15 protein-coding genes are annotated in these 15505 nt (G+C 56.1%); 6 read left to right on the top strand and 9 right to left on the bottom strand.

Translation table 11 applies throughout. The features are described from left to right. Positions 1-2: 2 nt before the first annotated feature. Both J2S70_RS03375 and trhA read right to left on the bottom strand, forming a co-directional pair. The gene (locus J2S70_RS03375) at positions 3-1073 is read right to left on the bottom strand and encodes a PPK2 family polyphosphate kinase (protein WP_307682339.1); all 1071 of its coding nucleotides are present in this window, start codon (positions 1071-1073) and stop codon (positions 3-5) included. Positions 1074-1124: 51 nt separating this feature from the next. Beyond that, positions 1125-1904 (bottom strand): PAQR family membrane homeostasis protein TrhA, encoded by a 780-nt coding sequence (gene trhA, locus J2S70_RS03370; protein WP_307682338.1) that lies wholly within the window; start codon positions 1902-1904, stop codon positions 1125-1127. 204 nt (positions 1905-2108) lie between these two features. Between trhA and J2S70_RS03365 the strand changes: the two genes are divergently transcribed. Then, positions 2109-2870: an isoprenyl transferase gene (locus tag J2S70_RS03365; RefSeq protein WP_307683366.1), complete on the top strand. Its 762-nt coding sequence runs from the start codon at positions 2109-2111 to the stop codon at positions 2868-2870. 37 nt (positions 2871-2907) lie between these two features. Here the strand turns inward: J2S70_RS03365 and J2S70_RS03360 are convergent, their stop codons facing one another. The 3 genes from J2S70_RS03360 to xseA are packed head-to-tail and all read right to left on the bottom strand — an operon-like array spanning position 2908 to position 5419. Next, a complete protein-coding gene (locus J2S70_RS03360) occupies positions 2908-3867 on the bottom strand; it encodes a carbohydrate kinase family protein (protein WP_307682337.1) in 960 nt (319 codons plus the stop codon). Further along, positions 3864-4169 (bottom strand): exodeoxyribonuclease VII small subunit, encoded by a 306-nt coding sequence (locus J2S70_RS03355; RefSeq protein WP_307682336.1) that lies wholly within the window; start codon positions 4167-4169, stop codon positions 3864-3866. Before J2S70_RS03355 ends, J2S70_RS03360 begins: the two co-directional genes overlap by 4 nt. Next, a complete protein-coding gene (gene xseA / locus J2S70_RS03350; RefSeq protein WP_307682335.1) occupies positions 4166-5419 on the bottom strand; it encodes an exodeoxyribonuclease VII large subunit in 1254 nt (417 codons plus the stop codon). The genes J2S70_RS03355 and xseA overlap by 4 nt, the downstream gene beginning before the upstream one ends. A gap of 193 nt (positions 5420-5612) precedes the next feature. Here xseA and J2S70_RS03345 point away from each other — a divergent pair, with 193 nt between their 5' ends. After that, positions 5613-6701: a 4-hydroxy-3-methylbut-2-enyl diphosphate reductase gene (locus J2S70_RS03345; RefSeq protein ID WP_307683365.1), complete on the top strand. Its 1089-nt coding sequence runs from the start codon at positions 5613-5615 to the stop codon at positions 6699-6701. 105 nt (positions 6702-6806) lie between these two features. Here J2S70_RS03345 and J2S70_RS03340 read toward each other — a convergent pair whose 3' ends face one another. The 3 genes from J2S70_RS03340 to J2S70_RS03330 form a co-directional block, all read right to left on the bottom strand. Beyond that, positions 6807-8039: a DNA recombination protein RmuC gene (locus J2S70_RS03340; RefSeq protein WP_307682334.1), complete on the bottom strand. Its 1233-nt coding sequence runs from the start codon at positions 8037-8039 to the stop codon at positions 6807-6809. A gap of 36 nt (positions 8040-8075) precedes the next feature. After that, positions 8076-8738: a YczE/YyaS/YitT family protein gene (locus J2S70_RS03335; protein WP_307683364.1), complete on the bottom strand. Its 663-nt coding sequence runs from the start codon at positions 8736-8738 to the stop codon at positions 8076-8078. A 74-nt stretch (positions 8739-8812) separates the two neighbouring features. Next, positions 8813-10300 carry a Na+/H+ antiporter family protein gene (locus tag J2S70_RS03330; RefSeq protein ID WP_307682333.1) on the bottom strand — a complete coding sequence of 496 codons (1488 nt, stop codon included), beginning with the start codon at positions 10298-10300 and terminating at the stop codon, positions 8813-8815. Between the two features lie 159 nt (positions 10301-10459). Here J2S70_RS03330 and ychF point away from each other — a divergent pair, with 159 nt between their 5' ends. Further along, positions 10460-11539, top strand: a complete 1080-nt coding sequence (ychF, locus tag J2S70_RS03325) for a redox-regulated ATPase YchF (RefSeq protein WP_307682332.1) — start codon at positions 10460-10462, stop codon at positions 11537-11539. On the opposite strand, the gene J2S70_RS03320 is transcribed toward ychF, so the two are convergent. Further along, complete coding sequence (locus J2S70_RS03320; RefSeq protein ID WP_307682331.1) at positions 11536-12321, bottom strand: GntR family transcriptional regulator; 786 nt, start codon at positions 12319-12321, stop codon at positions 11536-11538. The genes ychF and J2S70_RS03320 overlap by 4 nt on opposite strands. A 218-nt stretch (positions 12322-12539) precedes the next feature. Between J2S70_RS03320 and dctP the strand changes: the two genes are divergently transcribed. The 3 genes from dctP to J2S70_RS03305 are packed head-to-tail and all read left to right on the top strand — an operon-like array spanning position 12540 to position 15494. Further along, positions 12540-13535: a TRAP transporter substrate-binding protein gene (dctP, locus tag J2S70_RS03315; protein ID WP_307682330.1), complete on the top strand. Its 996-nt coding sequence runs from the start codon at positions 12540-12542 to the stop codon at positions 13533-13535. A gap of 25 nt (positions 13536-13560) precedes the next feature. Then, positions 13561-14208: a TRAP transporter small permease gene (locus J2S70_RS03310; RefSeq protein ID WP_307682329.1), complete on the top strand. Its 648-nt coding sequence runs from the start codon at positions 13561-13563 to the stop codon at positions 14206-14208. Continuing rightward, complete coding sequence (locus J2S70_RS03305; protein WP_307682328.1) at positions 14205-15494, top strand: TRAP transporter large permease; 1290 nt, start codon at positions 14205-14207, stop codon at positions 15492-15494. The genes J2S70_RS03310 and J2S70_RS03305 overlap by 4 nt, the downstream gene beginning before the upstream one ends. The last annotated feature ends 11 nt before the right edge of the window (positions 15495-15505 follow it).

The following is a 15505-nucleotide window of genomic DNA, read 5'->3' as shown; positions in this document are numbered from 1 at the left end:
TGTTATTTCCCGTTGGGGTTCGCGATTTCTTCTTCCATGGTTGCTTTGGGAACGACGACATCGCCACCCACGCGCTCGCCGTCGTCGAGTTCGCCCACCGCATCGATAGCTCTACGAACGCGATCAACTTCGAGAATCTCTTCGTTGACCTCGGAGCGCTTTAATTGAAGCTTCTTTTGGGCTTTTTCCACGTCCTCGGCGTTCATGGTTTCTAGTAGGCGGCGCCTTTGAACCTCGAGATCCCAACGCGGGATTGGCCACTCCTGCTCCAAATCTACAAGAGCCTGCACGACCAGTTCGGTGACCGCCAGGCGCGCATACCATTTGCGGTCAGCTGGCACGACGTGCCACGGAGCGTGTTCGGTTGAGGTGCGGTCGAACATAATCTGGTAAGCCTCTTGGTACGCATCCCATTTTCCGCGGGTGTCAATATCGTTTGTGGAGTACTTCCACCACTTGTCCGGCCGGGCGAGCCGGTTCGCTAACCGCATCCCCTGTTCACGATGCGAGTGCATGAGGGCAACCTTGATGATGGTGTAGCCGTCCTCGACCAGCGATTCTTCCCACCGATTGATGTGGTCGTATCGTTTATCAATCTCGTCGGCGGGAGCTAGCTTGTCGACGCGGCCGATGAGAACATCTTCGTAGTGGGAGCGGTCGAAAACGCCGATCTTCCCAGCGGGCGGCAATGCTTTTTTAATTCGCCAAAGAAAATGATGTGAGAGCTCTTCTTCGGTGGGTACACCGAAATTCGCAATATGCACACCCTGAGGGTCAACCATGCCAAACACGTGGCGCACAATGCCGCCTTTTCCGGCCGTGTCCAAGCCTTGAAGTACGAGTAAGATCCGGCGCTCGTCGCCCAGTCTGGCGTTTGCAAAGAATCGTTCTTGCAGCTCGTCAAGAATTTTGCCGCGCTGCTTCGTCAACGCCTTTCCATGCTTTTTCTTGCCGTCCCAGCCGGGTGTTGAGTTGCGATTCAGTGTCGCCAACTCGAAGTCATCGGTGGCTCGAAGCGCGATCGTTGGAGACGTCGTCCACTTGCCAGCATACTGTTCTGCGTCTTTGCTCATTTGTACCACCTTGTTAATTTTGTATTGCACTGTTGGTTCGCGTTGCCGGTCCTAAACGAAAATTGCGAGCCACACTGCTACGGAATGGCAGGTGTAACCGATCACTGTACCGATGTGGAAGAATTCGTGGAAGCCGAAATGTTTCGGCCACGGGTTTGGCCAGCGCATGGCGTAGAAGAGTGCGCCGATTGTATAGGCCAGGCCGCCTGCAATAAGTAGACAAACGATCGCGGGCCCGCCGGTGCTCCAAAAACTTGGGATGAACCAGACGGCGACCCAACCGAGCGCCACATATAACAAGACCTGGAACCACCGCGGGGCGTCAATGTGGAAGACGTGGATGAGAGTGCCAATGAGCGCACCGGTCCACACGATCCCCAGTACAAGTGCGGCCTTTTTCGGCTCGAGTAAAATCACGGACAACGGGGTGTAAGTCCCTGCAATAAGCAGGAAAATATTTGCATGGTCTATCCGCCGCAAAACGGCGTGAACCTTCTCTGACCAATTGCCGCGATGATAAATTCCAGAGTTACCAAACAGGAGCACCGCTGAAATTGCGAACACGAGCACGCTAATACGGGCGGGAATGGTGGGCGCAAAAATAATGAGCAGGACGCCGTTCGCAAGTGCAAGAGGAGCCATGACAGCATGGATCCATCCGCGCGCTTTCGGTTTGGGAAGTGCCGCAAAATAGGCTTTGCGTTCAGCACGCGAGGACGGGACTGGCTGGTTTGCTCCCGGTCTTGCTGTTCCAGCGGGAGTTGCGGTTACCGGCTCTTGGTTGAGGTTCGCACGCTGAGATCCGGCGCGCTCCCGTTTTAGTGCCGCCATTGACATCCTTCGCGAGTAGGTTACCTGCCCACAGATTCTATCTGTGCCGCTATTAAGTTCCAAAGGTATTCCCATGTGGCGAAATTGTGAAGCGATAAGCGTTTCGGACGTCAGATAACATTTCGGATAAGGTCTAATTTCGGCGCTGTTCGTAGTATTAGACTTGAATTTGTGGCCACACGGGGTGGCCGGGAAGGCGGGCCGATGCGCATACCGGAGTTCCTCTACTCGATTTATGAACGGCGCCTCGTTCGGGAAATCGATCAGACCCGTATCCCGTGTCACGTCGGAATCATTTTGGACGGTAATCGCCGGTGGGCCCGCGAGCTGGGTTCTTCGGCGTCGGCAGGCCACCGTAAAGGCGCCGACCATGTTGATGAGGTGCTGGGCTGGTGTAAAGAGGCGGGCATCAGCATCGTGACCCTGTGGATGCTCTCCACCGATAATCTTTCCCGCTCTGATGAAGAGCTCAACGAGCTAATCGGAATCATTGCAGACACGGTGGAAAACCTGGCCTCGAGCGGCAAGTGGCGGATTCGGATCATTGGAGATTTGGATTTGGTTCCTAAAGACGCCGCTAGCCGGCTTCGCGCTGCTGCTTCAGCATCTGCTGGCGCGGAATCGATGGAAGTTAATGTGGCTGTTGGCTATGGGGGCCGCCACGAAATTACCGATGCTGTTCGCGCCTACCTGCGTGAACAGGCCGCCGCCGGAGCCAGCCTGGAGGAGGTTGCAGAAAAATTGAACGTTTCTGCTATCACGGAGCACATGTACACCAGCGGCCAGCCCGATCCGGATTTAATTATCAGGACTTCCGGCGAGCAACGTATGAGCGGTTTTATGCTTTGGCAAACCGTCCATACCGAGCTCTATTTCTGCGAGGCTTTCTGGCCCGAGTTTCGGCGCACGGATTTGCTGCGTGCGCTTCGAGACTATTCGGCTCGCGAGCGCCGCATGGGCAGGTAAGCGCGATCGTCAGGGAACCTTGAGGGGGAGCCGGCGTTCAGAACTGGTGCTCGGCGAGCAGGTCGTTCATTTCTGCGCGCGTTGGCGGATTTGCTCCGGCACGAGAAACCGTGATCCCCGCGGCGGTAGCCGCAAATTGGCCGACCGAGGTTAGCATTTGAGGTGAAATTTCGGTGAGGCCTTGCCGTTCTTCACCGAGCACGGAGATGCGTGCCAGGGCGTCTATGAGTGCCGACATCATGGCATCGCCAGCACCAACCGAATCGACCACGTCAACAGTGAGGGCTGGGATCGCAACCGATGTTACGGGCGTGTAGAGCTTGACGCCCTTTGAACCCATTGTGATTGCCACAAATTTCACGCCGCGTGCCAAAAAGAACTGTGCGGCCTCGTCGGGCGAAACTTCTTCCCCGGTCAGTTCCTCCATGTCCTCCGTGGAGGCCTTGACGATGTCGACATGGGGGAGGATTTCCTCCATGTCGTCTATGACGGACTGCGCCGAGCCCAAAATCGACAGGCGTACGTTTGGGTCGTAGGAGATGGTCGAATGCGGGTGAAGTAATTCGACCCACCGGCGTACCGTCTCGGCGCCGGGCCGCAGGTGCGCACCGATTGATCCGATGTGGACGTGCAGGGGTGGCTCGGCCAATAGTTCGTTGATTTTTTCCGGGCTAGACGGCGGCTCAACATAGGACGAATAAACGTCGAAGTGGTAGGTGGGTGAGCCGGAATCGTCGATTGAGGCGATCGCGATCGACGTGGCATCCGAATCGACCGCGCCAGGCACGATCGTGACTCCCGCCCCTTCGATGTATTCGCGTAGCGTGTCACCGTCGGCGTCGTCGCCGAAACGGGTCAGTAAGTGAACACGGCGGCCAAGGCGGGCTAGGCCAACCGCGACATTCATTGGTGATCCGCCCGGATGTCGGTTGGTTTCACCACTTGCACGTTTGACGACGTCGATCAGGGCTTCCCCGATTACTAGGCAGGCTGTCATTGGTCGGCCTCCTCGAAGGTGTCGGGCTGTGCGGTGGTGTCGGTCTGTTCGGTCACGTGGGCCTGCGCTGCGCGAAGGCGCTCGCGGGCTCCGTCAAGCCAGGATTCGCAGCGCCTTGCGAGGGCTTCGCCAAGCTCCCACATGGTGAGTGCTTCGTCGAGCGGTATATTTCCCTGTTCGAGCCGGGTAACGATTTCGACGAGTCTTGAACGGGAGTTTTCGTACGATAGGTCCGCGACCTTTTTATCAAGTTCCTCCGGTGATAGGACGGCTGCAGGTTGTGTGCTTTTGTCTGCCATCATGATCCCTTCGTTGTGGCTCGTATGGTATCGACGGTGAGGTCAATATTTCCATCGTGGAGCGTTGCTTGGATGTGATCGTTCGCGGCGGCGTCCTTGACGCTCGCGATGATCACGCCTTCTGTCCTGAGAACAGCGTAGCCCCTTTTTAAGGTTTGGAGTGGGGATAAAGTCCGAAGTTTGCCAAGGTCGCCAGCTAGAGCGGTTGCGTGTGCGTCCACGATCCGCGTGATGTGGTGGTTAGCCCATGAGCGTAGATTTGCCAGGTCTTCAGCTCGATTGTCGACCATGACCTCAGGTGATGCCAGCACCGGCCGTGCATTGAGCGTGTCTAGCTCGGTTTGTGCTTGGTGGAGCATGTTATCGACGGCGACCCGGCCTCGGCGAACCGTGGTGGTGAGGCTGTGCTTTTCTTCGTCGACGTCGGGAACGATCGCCTTTGCCGCATCGGTTGGGGTTGAGGCACGGTAGTCGGCAACGAGGTCAAGCACGGGAGAGTCTGTTTCGTGGCCGATTGCGGACACGATTGGTGTTTTTGCGGCAGCGGCCACACGAACCAGGCGTTCGTCGGAGAACGGGAAAAGATCTTCGACCGAGCCGCCACCGCGGGCTAGCACGATGACGTCGATCGCCGGATCTGCGTCGAGCTCTTCGATCGCAGGAATCATGTGCTCTACGGCTCCTTGACCCTGCACCTGAACTTCGCGAATCTCGAATTGGACGGCCGACCACCGCCGGGTTGCGTTGTTGACGACGTCGTGCATCGCCTTGGTGTTGCGGCCGCAGATCAGGCCGATCTTGTTTGGGAGGAAAGGGAGCGCTTTCTTACGCTCGGTGGCGAATAGACCTTCGGCGGCGAGCTTGGTTTTGAGCGCTTCGATACGGGCTAGCAGATCGCCAACTCCGACGGCCCGGACCTCGTCGGCCTGCAAAGAAAGCGAGCCGTTTCCGGTCCAAAAGTCCGGTTTGGCAGCGATGATCACTCGCGAGCCTTCGGAAATTCCTGCGGGTAGTGCATGGGACCATATTTTGACGGTCATGGTCATTTTCTCTTCAAGATCGGCAAGGGTGAAGAATTGAACGCGCGCATTTGGGCGGCGTGTTAGTTGAATAACTTCCCCTTCGACCCACAGGCGTGACATTTTCGATACGTACTCGGCAATTTTCTGCGATAGGAGGCGTAACGGCCAGGGCTGTTCGGGCGTGGTGAGGTGAGCCATCTGTGGCAGATCTGACGGAATCGACGTAGTCACGGGCAACAGCTTACTAGCCTGGCGAGTTAAGAGTGCGGTGTGCGTTGGTCGCTGAACGCGAGTCTGGGGGCCGTCGGTATACGGGAGTAATGGGCCACCAATGGGCAAGCGGTAGCCAAGCCTGTAGAGTGGAAACGTGACAAATAACGAAATTTCTTTGCCTTGGCCCTCTTCGCTTAAGCCACCTAAAACTTTGGCGGGAGCCTCTGCGTTTCCGCAGGCAATCCCGTCGGAGCCGAATTCGGACGGAAAACGGGTCCTGGTTGCTACTCCACGCGGTTACTGTGCTGGCGTGGATAGAGCAGTCGATGCCGTCGAGAAAGCTCTAGAGCTATACGGGGCGCCAGTTTACGTGCGCAAAGAAATCGTGCACAACAAGTTCGTCGTTGAGACCCTCACCAAGCGCGGCGCGATCTTCGTCGAGGAAACCGACGAGGTTCCCGAAGGGGAAAGAGTTGTATTTTCCGCGCACGGTGTGTCCCCGGCGGTGCATGCCGAAGCGGCCCAGCGCCAGCTGCAGACGATCGACGCGACCTGCCCTCTGGTCACGAAGGTTCACAAACAGGCAATCCGCTTTGCTGGCGGCGACTACGATATTTTGCTCATCGGGCACGAAGACCACGAAGAGGTTGAAGGTACCTACGGTGAAGCTCCCGACCATATTCAGATCGTTAATGGACCGGAGGATGTGGATAAGGTCCAGGTGCGTGATCCGGATAGGGTCTCGTGGATTTCGCAAACCACGCTCTCGGTTGATGAGACGATGGAAATAGTGCGAATGTTGCGTGAGCGTTTCCCGAATCTGGTGGATCCACCTTCGGATAACATTTGTTACGCCACGCAAAATCGGCAGGTGGCAGTTAAGAAAATGGCGCCACACTCGGATGTTGTGATTACGGTGGGCTCAGCGAATTCTTCTAATTCGGTGCGCCTGATGGAAGTGGCTCTAGAAGCCGGTGCCGGCGCGTCTTACCGCGTGGATACTGCCGAAGAATTGCGAGCTGAATGGTTCGAGGGTGCGAAGACGGTCGGCGTGACATCGGGCGCGTCGGTGCCAGAAATCCTTGTGCGTGACGTTGTTGAGACACTCAAAGCTAAGGGCTTTACGGAGGTCGTGCCCGTGACGACAGTCGATGAGGATGTCCATTTCTCCCTACCGAAGAATCTGCGCGCCGACCTCAAGGCCAGCGGAATCGAACCCGATCGCCCGCACCGGGCGCGCCCCGCTCGTGGCAAGGGTAAGGTCTCAAATGCGCGCGGAACGGGCAACATCATCAAGTAACGCATCGCTATAGAGTAATGCGGCACCATCTAACAATGCGGCCTTCACTGCTGGGCGCGACTCTCGCTGTGTCAGCCCGCTCACTGCGCTAGCCCGCTCAGTGCGCTAGTGCTCGATTTTCGGGTGCTGCGAGGTAATTTCTGGGTTCTCCAGCGTCAGCTCGGGCGCCCGCATTTCGCGCACCTGCGCAGCATCCGGGGACACCTGAGTGGGCACGTCAAGCTCGCTTGCCTCCAGAGAATCGAACTCTTTTACCTTCGATAGCAGCCGACTTTCAAGCGAACTCACAGCTTTGTTGTAGTGATTTATCGATAGCCCGAGCGACTTTCCGAGCCTGTCAAGATGCCCCGCGAACACGCGAATCCGCCCAACTAGCTCGCGGCCGAGTTTTACAATCTCACGAGCCTCGGCGCTCGCGGCAGATGAACTCCACACGGATGCGACAGCCCGCAATATGGCCAATAATGTGACGGGAGATGCAAGCGCGATCCCATTCGTAAATGCGTGATCCAGCAATGTTGGATCTGATTGTGTGGCCTCCGCCAGCAGCGATTCCGAGGGTAAAAACATGATCGTCAACTGCGGAGAATCAGGAAAATCTTTCGAATAATCCCGCTTCACAAGTGCATCTACATGCCCCCGCACCGCTTTCGCATGGCGCGCCAAGAGCTCGCTGCGCTCTGTTGCTGATTCGAGATCATCGGCGCTGATTTCCATGCCTAGCAGATAGGCGTCCATCGGTACCTTCGCATCGATTGCAATATGTCCGTTTCCAGGTAGGTGAATGATTGCATCTGGGCGCAGCCTCGTTTCCTTGCCGTCCGCGAACTTTGCGGAACCCACCTGGAAATCAACATCGACATGTTCGAGCATGCCGGCCGCTTCAATAACGCGTCGCAACTGGACCTCGCCCCAGCGGCCACGCGCCGTCGTCGTGCGAAGGGCCGCCTTCAACGACGACGTCGTTTCAGCTAATTCCACGCTCACCTGCGCGTCTTTGCGTAGTTGGGTGACCACTTCCGAATGTTGGGACGCAGTTTTAGACTCGAGGCGCCGAACATGATCACTAACCAGATCAATCTGCTTATTGATCGGCCCCAGAGCGCGCAAGACGTCCGCATCCGATTTAGATCGCTCGATCAAGCTTTCGTTTTCCTCCAGTAAACGCTCAGCGCGTGCCTGCGCCGAGGCTGCCTGCTCGCGGGCGCTAGCCACTTCCTGAGCGCTGTTCACAATTGCAAAATTCGCGCGCGATTTGCCCAGTAAAAATCCCACAAGCACACCGATAGCGAGTGCCAGAGCGATAAATAACAGCAGAGAAGCAGAAGAGATTGTCATGCATCAAGCATAAAAGACCCCTCCGACAGCTTAGGGTTAAGAACCGGATGCCACGTACCCGTCGTCTGCTGGGCTACCGCCGTTGTTCCCATTCGAAGGTGCTGGTCCAACGAAACGGTCGTGCAACGAACTAACCGGGCCTTGAATCCAGCCAACGATGAACCCCGTGAACACGGCCGCGACGAGCGTGCCCTCACGCACCCCCTCGACCCGTTGAAAAAGAATCAGTGAAAGGACAACTGCAATCGCAACCAGCGATGAGTCGAAGCCGACTTTGACTCGGGAAAAACGCCAGCCCGACACCCGTGTGATCGCCGAAACTATTCCTTCGCCGGGAAGGAAGTACGTCGAGGTGGCCACTTCGAATGCCACACCAAGAGCGATAAAGAAGACACCGACGCAGACGAATATCAACCTCGGAATGTATGCCTGAGGCACGTATGGCTCAACAAGAGCCATGAATAGGTCCAACAGCAGAGAGAAAAAGAGCGTAATCGGAACCTGAATCCAGTACCACAGCGGAAAATCGCGGCGAAGGAGCACCCATTGGAGAATCACAAACGTCGTATTGAAAATGAAGTTCCAGACACCGAAGGTCAGGGGCGTCATGAGTGTAAACACCCACATTGGAGCACTGATTGGCGATGTTCCAAGTCTGCTTTGTGTCAGGAAAGCCAGACCTAGAGCCAGGAATGCCACGCCCACGGCGAAAAAGCAGAAAGATTTAATTTCTCGAGCCACAAGCTCACAGTACACCTTCTCAAGAAGGGGGCTCACAACATGAGGGCTGCCACCCAGGCAAACAGCAACATGCCGATATTGCAATGCAAGAAGGTGGGGATTACCGAATCACGAATGTGATCATGGTTCCCATCGGCGTTCAAACCGGCGCTTACGCCAAGCGAGATCGTTGAGGCGGGGGAGCCGGCGTCGCCGAGCGCGGCGGAGGCGCCAAGCAGGCTGATCGTCGCAAGCGGGCTGAAACCTAGGCTGAGCGCGAGCGGAATGTAAATCGGGGCCAGAATCGGTACCGAGGCGAAGGAATCGCCGAAACCGATCGTGATGAACAGCCCCACGAACAGCATGAGGAAAGCGCCAAAAACCTTGTTTCCGCCCACGAAGTCGGCGGTTGCGGCAATGAGCGGTTCGATGTGCCCAGTTTCGGCGAGAAGGCCAGCAAAGCCGGAGGCAACCGTGATGATCACGGCGATTTGCGCCATCATGAGGATGCCTTGAGTGAAGACGTCGTCCTGCTCGCTCCACCGGTAGATCCCGGCAACCGACAACAAAATGAAGCCCAACATCGCGCCAACTAGAAGGGAATCGAAGACGATCTGGAAGAACAGCGACACCGCGAGCGCCGCGAGCGTCATCACGAGCGGAAAGGGGCGGAGCTGGACGGCGGGCGCGCTCGACGTCGTCGCAAGGCTTGACCCCTCGGCGGGCGGCTCGTAATCGCGCGGCTTGCGGTAGGAGATAAACACCGCGAAAAGCATGCCGGCAACGAGGCCCATGACAGGCCAGAACATGGCTTTGACGGCCATGTCGTTCGTCATCGCCAGTCCGTGGGCGGCGCCGAATTCGTTGACGTTCGGCACGAGGATTTCGTTGAGATAAATCGCGCCGAACCCCGTGGGCAGTAGCAGGTAGGCCGCGCTCATCGAGCAGGCAAGAATCGCGGCGACGGCGCGGCGGTCAATTCGCAGCCTATTGAGCGTGTTCAGCAGGGGTGGTATGAGGATCGGGATGAAGGCGATGTGAACGGGCACGAGGTTTTGTGACAGTAGCGCTGCCACGACGAATAGCCCGTATAGCGCCCATTTGACGCGTTTTTGCACGCCGGAATGGTTGGAATCTGCCTTTTTCGTGACCCACGTGGCGAACAGGTCGATGATGCCCGAGCGGGCGAGTGCGACTGCGAGTGCGCCCACCATGATGTACGTGAGCCCCACCTGCGCGCCGCCCAAGATATTGCCTTGGAACGCAGCGATTGAACCTTCGATACCTAGGCCCGCCTGTAGGCCGCCCAGCAGCGCCGCCACGATGAGCGCCACCGTAACCGGGACTTTCACTAGGCAAAGCGCCACCATGACCACGATTGCAAGCACGACGGCGTTGACCGAGTTGCCGGTCAGTTCCGTGATCGCGTACACCGCTACCAAGCCGAGAATTGTGGCGATCACGTGCTTTGGCAGGACCTCGCGAAGTGTGGGAGGCGTGGTGGTTGGTACGGGCGGGGTGGGGTGTGCTTGCGTCGTCATGATGAAATCCTTTCCCTTCGACCGTAGACCTATCGGGCGGTTTCGGGCGGCGGTTCCCAGCCTGTGGGCACCGGTGCTCTGGCGGTGTGTGCGCCCGTGGTGAGCAAATTCCCGCCCAATGCGTTCGGGAAACCGCCGGGCAAGCCGTAGACTAGGCGCGTGTCTTTAACTATTGGTATTGCTGGATTGCCCAATGTTGGAAAATCGACCCTGTTTAACGCGCTCACTCGCGCGAACGTGCTCGCCGCGAATTATCCGTTCGCTACGATCGAGCCGAACGTGGGCGTGGTGCCCCTGCCCGATCCGCGGTTGGAGCGGCTCGCGGAGATTTTCGGCTCGGAAAAGATCCTGCCCGCCGTCGTTTCGTTCGTTGATATTGCGGGTATTGTGCGTGGCGCCTCTGAGGGGGAGGGGCTGGGAAATCAGTTCCTAGCGAATATCCGCGAGGCGGACGCGATCTGCCAGGTCACGCGCGCTTTTGCCGATCCGGACGTGACGCATGTGGATGGAAAAGTAGATCCGAAATCGGATATTGACACGATTACGACCGAGCTGGTGCTCGCAGACATTCAAACTTTAGAAAAGCAGCTGCCGCGGTTGCAAAAAGAATTGACGGGTAAGAAGATCGGCCCGGAAGTTGTGCAAGCGGCGCAGGAGGCGCTTGAGATTTTGGGTGAGGGCAAGACGCTGTATGCGGCAGGGCGCCACCTCGACCAGGAAATTTTGACGTCGTTTAATTTGATGACCACTAAGCCCTTTATTTACGTGTTCAATACCGACGACGACGGGTTGGCTAACGAGCAGATGCAGGCTGAGCTGCGCGAGCTGGTAGCCCCGGCTGAGGCGATTTTCTTGGATGCCAAGTTCGAATCGGAGCTCGTGGAACTCGAGGAGGACGAGGCGCAGGAGCTGCTGGAAGCAACGGGGCAAGACGAGCCGGGACTGCATAAGTTGGCGCGGGTCGGCTTCGATACGCTCGGATTGCAGACCTATTTGACGGCCGGGCCCAAGGAGGCGCGCGCGTGGACGATCCGCAAGGGCTGGACGGCGCCGCAGGCCGCGGGCGTCATCCACACCGATTTTGAGCGTGGATTCATTAAGGCTCAGGTTGTGTCCTTCGAGGAGCTCGACGAACTCGGCTCCATCGCGGCGGCCAAGGCCGCGGGCCGGGTACGCATGGAAGGTAAAGACTACGAAATGCGCGACGGCGACGTCGTCGAATTCATGTTCAACGTCTAGCTTTGCGGATTCGTCGGCCCTGCCTTTCTAGCTTGATGAACCTGCATGCGCTGATGCGGAGCCAAATACGCATATCGTTGCGTTTCGTTCGCACTTCTATCTGTGCTGGAGCTATTTGAGTTCGGATCGGCGACGAAGAAGTGCGGATGTTCTCGAGCAACAGTGTCGATATCATCGAAAATTCTCGATAGATGTTTCCTTAGCATCGTGCGCGCGTCATTGCGCTTGCCGTCGTTCAGTGACTCGAAAATGGAGAGGTGCTCGCGATAATATTTGATCGGGGGTGAAGCTTTTTTCAGGCCCAACATGCGCGCCCTATCAAGATGAGCTTTCGCGTTATTAACGATGTGCCAAGCGTGGGCGTGGCCGCCAGCCTCCATGAGCAAGCGATGGAATTCCTCATCTAATCGAAAGAATTCGGCCGTGTTCTGCTGAGCTGCAACTTCTTGCGCCACTAGATTTGCAGCGATATTCTCCGCGCTCTCAGGAGTCAGGGGCAGGGTCATCTGATCGAGGGACGCTAGTTCGAGTGATTCTCGAATAAAGTGCGAGTCTCTAACTAGCTGCACATCGATAAGAGTGACGAACGTTCCAATACGCGGGTAGATTTCCACGAGGTGTTCTTCACCCAAAATGAGTAGGGCTTCACGAACGGGAGTGCGGGATACACCAAGGTTTGTGGCTAGTTCGTTTTCAGAGATCGGAGCTCCGGGGGCTAGATCGAGAGAGATGATTCTCGAGCGAACAGCTTTGATCACCTCGTATCGCGTATTACGTTTCATAATGTTACTAACCTTTTCAATCGAGCTAAACCCGAATGGCGCACGTTCCAAGCTTAATAATACGTGATTAAAATCGTTGACACCCCAGCGTGCTCGGCTTACCATACATAGATGTATACAAGGTTGTATGCGAAGCCGCTCGGAGGGGCTTAGGCCCAGACGAGTACGAAACTTGACAGTGAAAGGGGCTCCCACCCCTTTCAAATTGGAGGAACGCAATGAAGCGATTAATGGCACTTGTTGCGGCTGTAACGATGGCCTTGAACGTGGCTGCATGTGGCAGTGAAGCGGAAGGCCGTACGATTCGTATCGGCAGTAACTGGGCTGCCACTCACCCGATGGCGCGCGCCATTGACGAAGTCTTTATCCCAACTATTGAACGAGAATCCGGTGGCACACTCACCGCAGAAACATTCCACGCAGGAACCCTTGGCAACGAGATTGATCTGTGGGACGGCGTCCGACTCGGCACCATTGAAATGGTCCTTATCGGAACGCCTATGAATCAGGAATACTCACAGATGCTGATTTCTGACTGGCCATTCCTTTACGAAGATATTGAGCACGCTAAACGTGTTTGGACAGGTCCGATTGCCCAAGAACAAAGCGATGCGTTCGCGAAAAAGTTCCCGACGACGGAGATCCTTGCGTGGGGTCCCAATTCGGCGCGAACTTTTTCGTCTAAGCGACCACTGACAACCGTCGAGGATTTTTCCGGACAGAAATTCCGGATGCCCTCTAATCCGATTCACATCGGGCTAGCTGAGCACCTAGGTGCATCGGCTCAAGTCATCCCACTGGGCGACCTGTTTACGTCACTGGAAACTGGTGTGGTTGACGGGCAAGACAACGGCATGGTCACCATCATCTCGGAAGGTTTCTATGAAGTGCAGGACTATCTGTACGAAACCAATCATATTATCGCCACGCTCGAGTTTATTGCTCATGCACCTTTCATGGACGAGCTTACGGAAGAAGAGCAACGCATAGTACGCGATGCAGCGCACGAGACAGCCGTGTGGGCGTGGAATGAGTACATCGCCTCCGTCGATGCCGACCGTGCTTTCCTCGAAGAACACGGAGTAACCGTCACACAGATCACTCCAGAAGAACGCGAGCGTCTCATTGACATGACGCAACCACTTATCGACGACCTGCATGCGCAATATGACTGGTCCGAAGAACTCACCCAGCAAATCATGAACGCAAAGTAAGCGTTTGAAATAAGGGAATTACACAATGAAAAAGACACAGACACCATTGGATCGGCTCTTTAGGAGTCTCGAATATCTCATGGCGATCTTCTTGGCGATCATGATTATTTCCATGTTCATTAACATCGTCATGCGCTTTATTTTCAACTCAGGAATTGCCGCCTCGGAAGAAGTTGCGCGACTAGCGTTCATATTCCTCGTTTACTTAGGAACCATCGGCGCTTTTAGAAGCAACCAACACCTGGGCGTGAACCTGATCTACAACAAACTCGGTCACACGGTTGGGCGGTGGGTTTACGTTCTGACCCAACTCATCATCATCTGGGTCATGATCCTGCTTGCGTGGGGCGCGATCAGGCTTGCCGGGGTGTCGTTTAACGACAACTGGGTTGCCACCGGATTCCCGCGTTGGATCGTTTCCGGCATGGGCGCGGTGACGGGAGTCGCGATCATTATTCTTGCAATGACTAATATTTACGACGCCGTTGTCCGCAAGATTCCAGCTGAGCAGCTGCTCGAAGGCGAAATGGAAGAAGACGTGGATCTGTCAGATTTCATGACTGAAGACGAACTTGAAGACACCATCGCAGAACTCTCCGGTGGTCAACTTCACGCGAAGGCTCAAGATCAGATCGCGCGTGAAGGATCTTCTAACGGAAAGGCAAAGAAATGAGAATCCTAGGTGCAATGTCTGGATGGCTGATTGCAGCCATTGCGATCGGTGTTCCGATCGCATTCGCACTCTTGTTTGCGTCGGTTGCCAGTTCATTCATGATTGGGGGCACGGCAACCGAGCCCGCGATTATCGCAGCGCAACTCTTGCGCGGTACCGATTCGGTTTCCATGATGGCTCTTCCGTTCTTCATCCTTACCGGAGAAATCATGAACCGAGGCGGGATGACCAAGCGCCTCATTGGCATGTTCAATGTGTCAATCGGCCGTGTACGTGGAGGCTTGGGCTACGTCGTTATTTTGGCCACCTTCATGTTCGGAGCACTCGTTGGCTCCGCAGTCGCCTCGACGGCAGCCTTAGGCGCAATCCTGATTCCAATGATGGCAGCCGCCGGATATGATCGCGACAAGGCAGCCGGCCTACTCGCAGGAACGAACATGGTCGTGCCTATTATGCCGCCGTCGATACCTCTTATCGTCTACGGCGCTACGGCCGGCGTATCCATCACCCAGCTCTTCATGGGAAGCATCGCACCTGCTATCTACCTTGCAATCCTCATGTGCGGAACTTGGTTTTGGGTATCACGCAAGGACGCCGTACAGACTGATGTTCCATGGCCGGGCTGGGGCCAATTCTTCAAGCTGGTCGGTTCGGGTTTCTGGGCAATTTTGCTACCCGTCATCATCCTCGTTGGGCTACGCTCCGGTGTGTTTACAGCGACGGAAGCCGGCGTCGTCGCCGTCGTGTACGCACTGTTCATCGGACTGGTGGTCTATCGGGAGATGAAATTTGATGACTTGATTTCAGCCTTTGTTGCTGCGGCCAAGATGTCCGCCGTCGTCATGTTCCTTGCCGCAACCGCGCAAGTTGCTGGCTATTATATGACGATTTCCGGGCTTCCTGACGTCGTTGCTGGAATTATGGAGCCACTTGTTGACAACCCCACGATGCTCGTGTTCGTCTTAATGGTGTTCGTGTTCCTACTCGGACTTATTCTTGACGTTATTCCCACGATCCTTATTCTCACTCCGCTCATGGTCCCCGTGCTCCAAGAAGCCGGTGTGGACTTGGTGTGGTTCGGCATCGTCTTCACGCTGGCAAACGTGTTGGGCCTCATTACCCCGCCCGTTGGGCCTTCGCTCAACGTTGCAAGTGCCGTGGGTAAAGTTAAGATTGAGCGCGTCTCTATAACGGTGTTGCCGTATCTGGTCACGCAGCTGATCCTGTTGTTGATCTTCATTTTTATCCCGCAAACGATCACCGTGCCGCTTGGCTGGCTGACTTAGCTGCTGGCTAA

This window comes from Trueperella bonasi, from assembly GCF_030811535.1.
Classification (GTDB): domain Bacteria; phylum Actinomycetota; class Actinomycetes; order Actinomycetales; family Actinomycetaceae; genus Trueperella; species Trueperella bonasi.
This window is presented reverse-complemented; position numbering and strand designations above follow the sequence as displayed.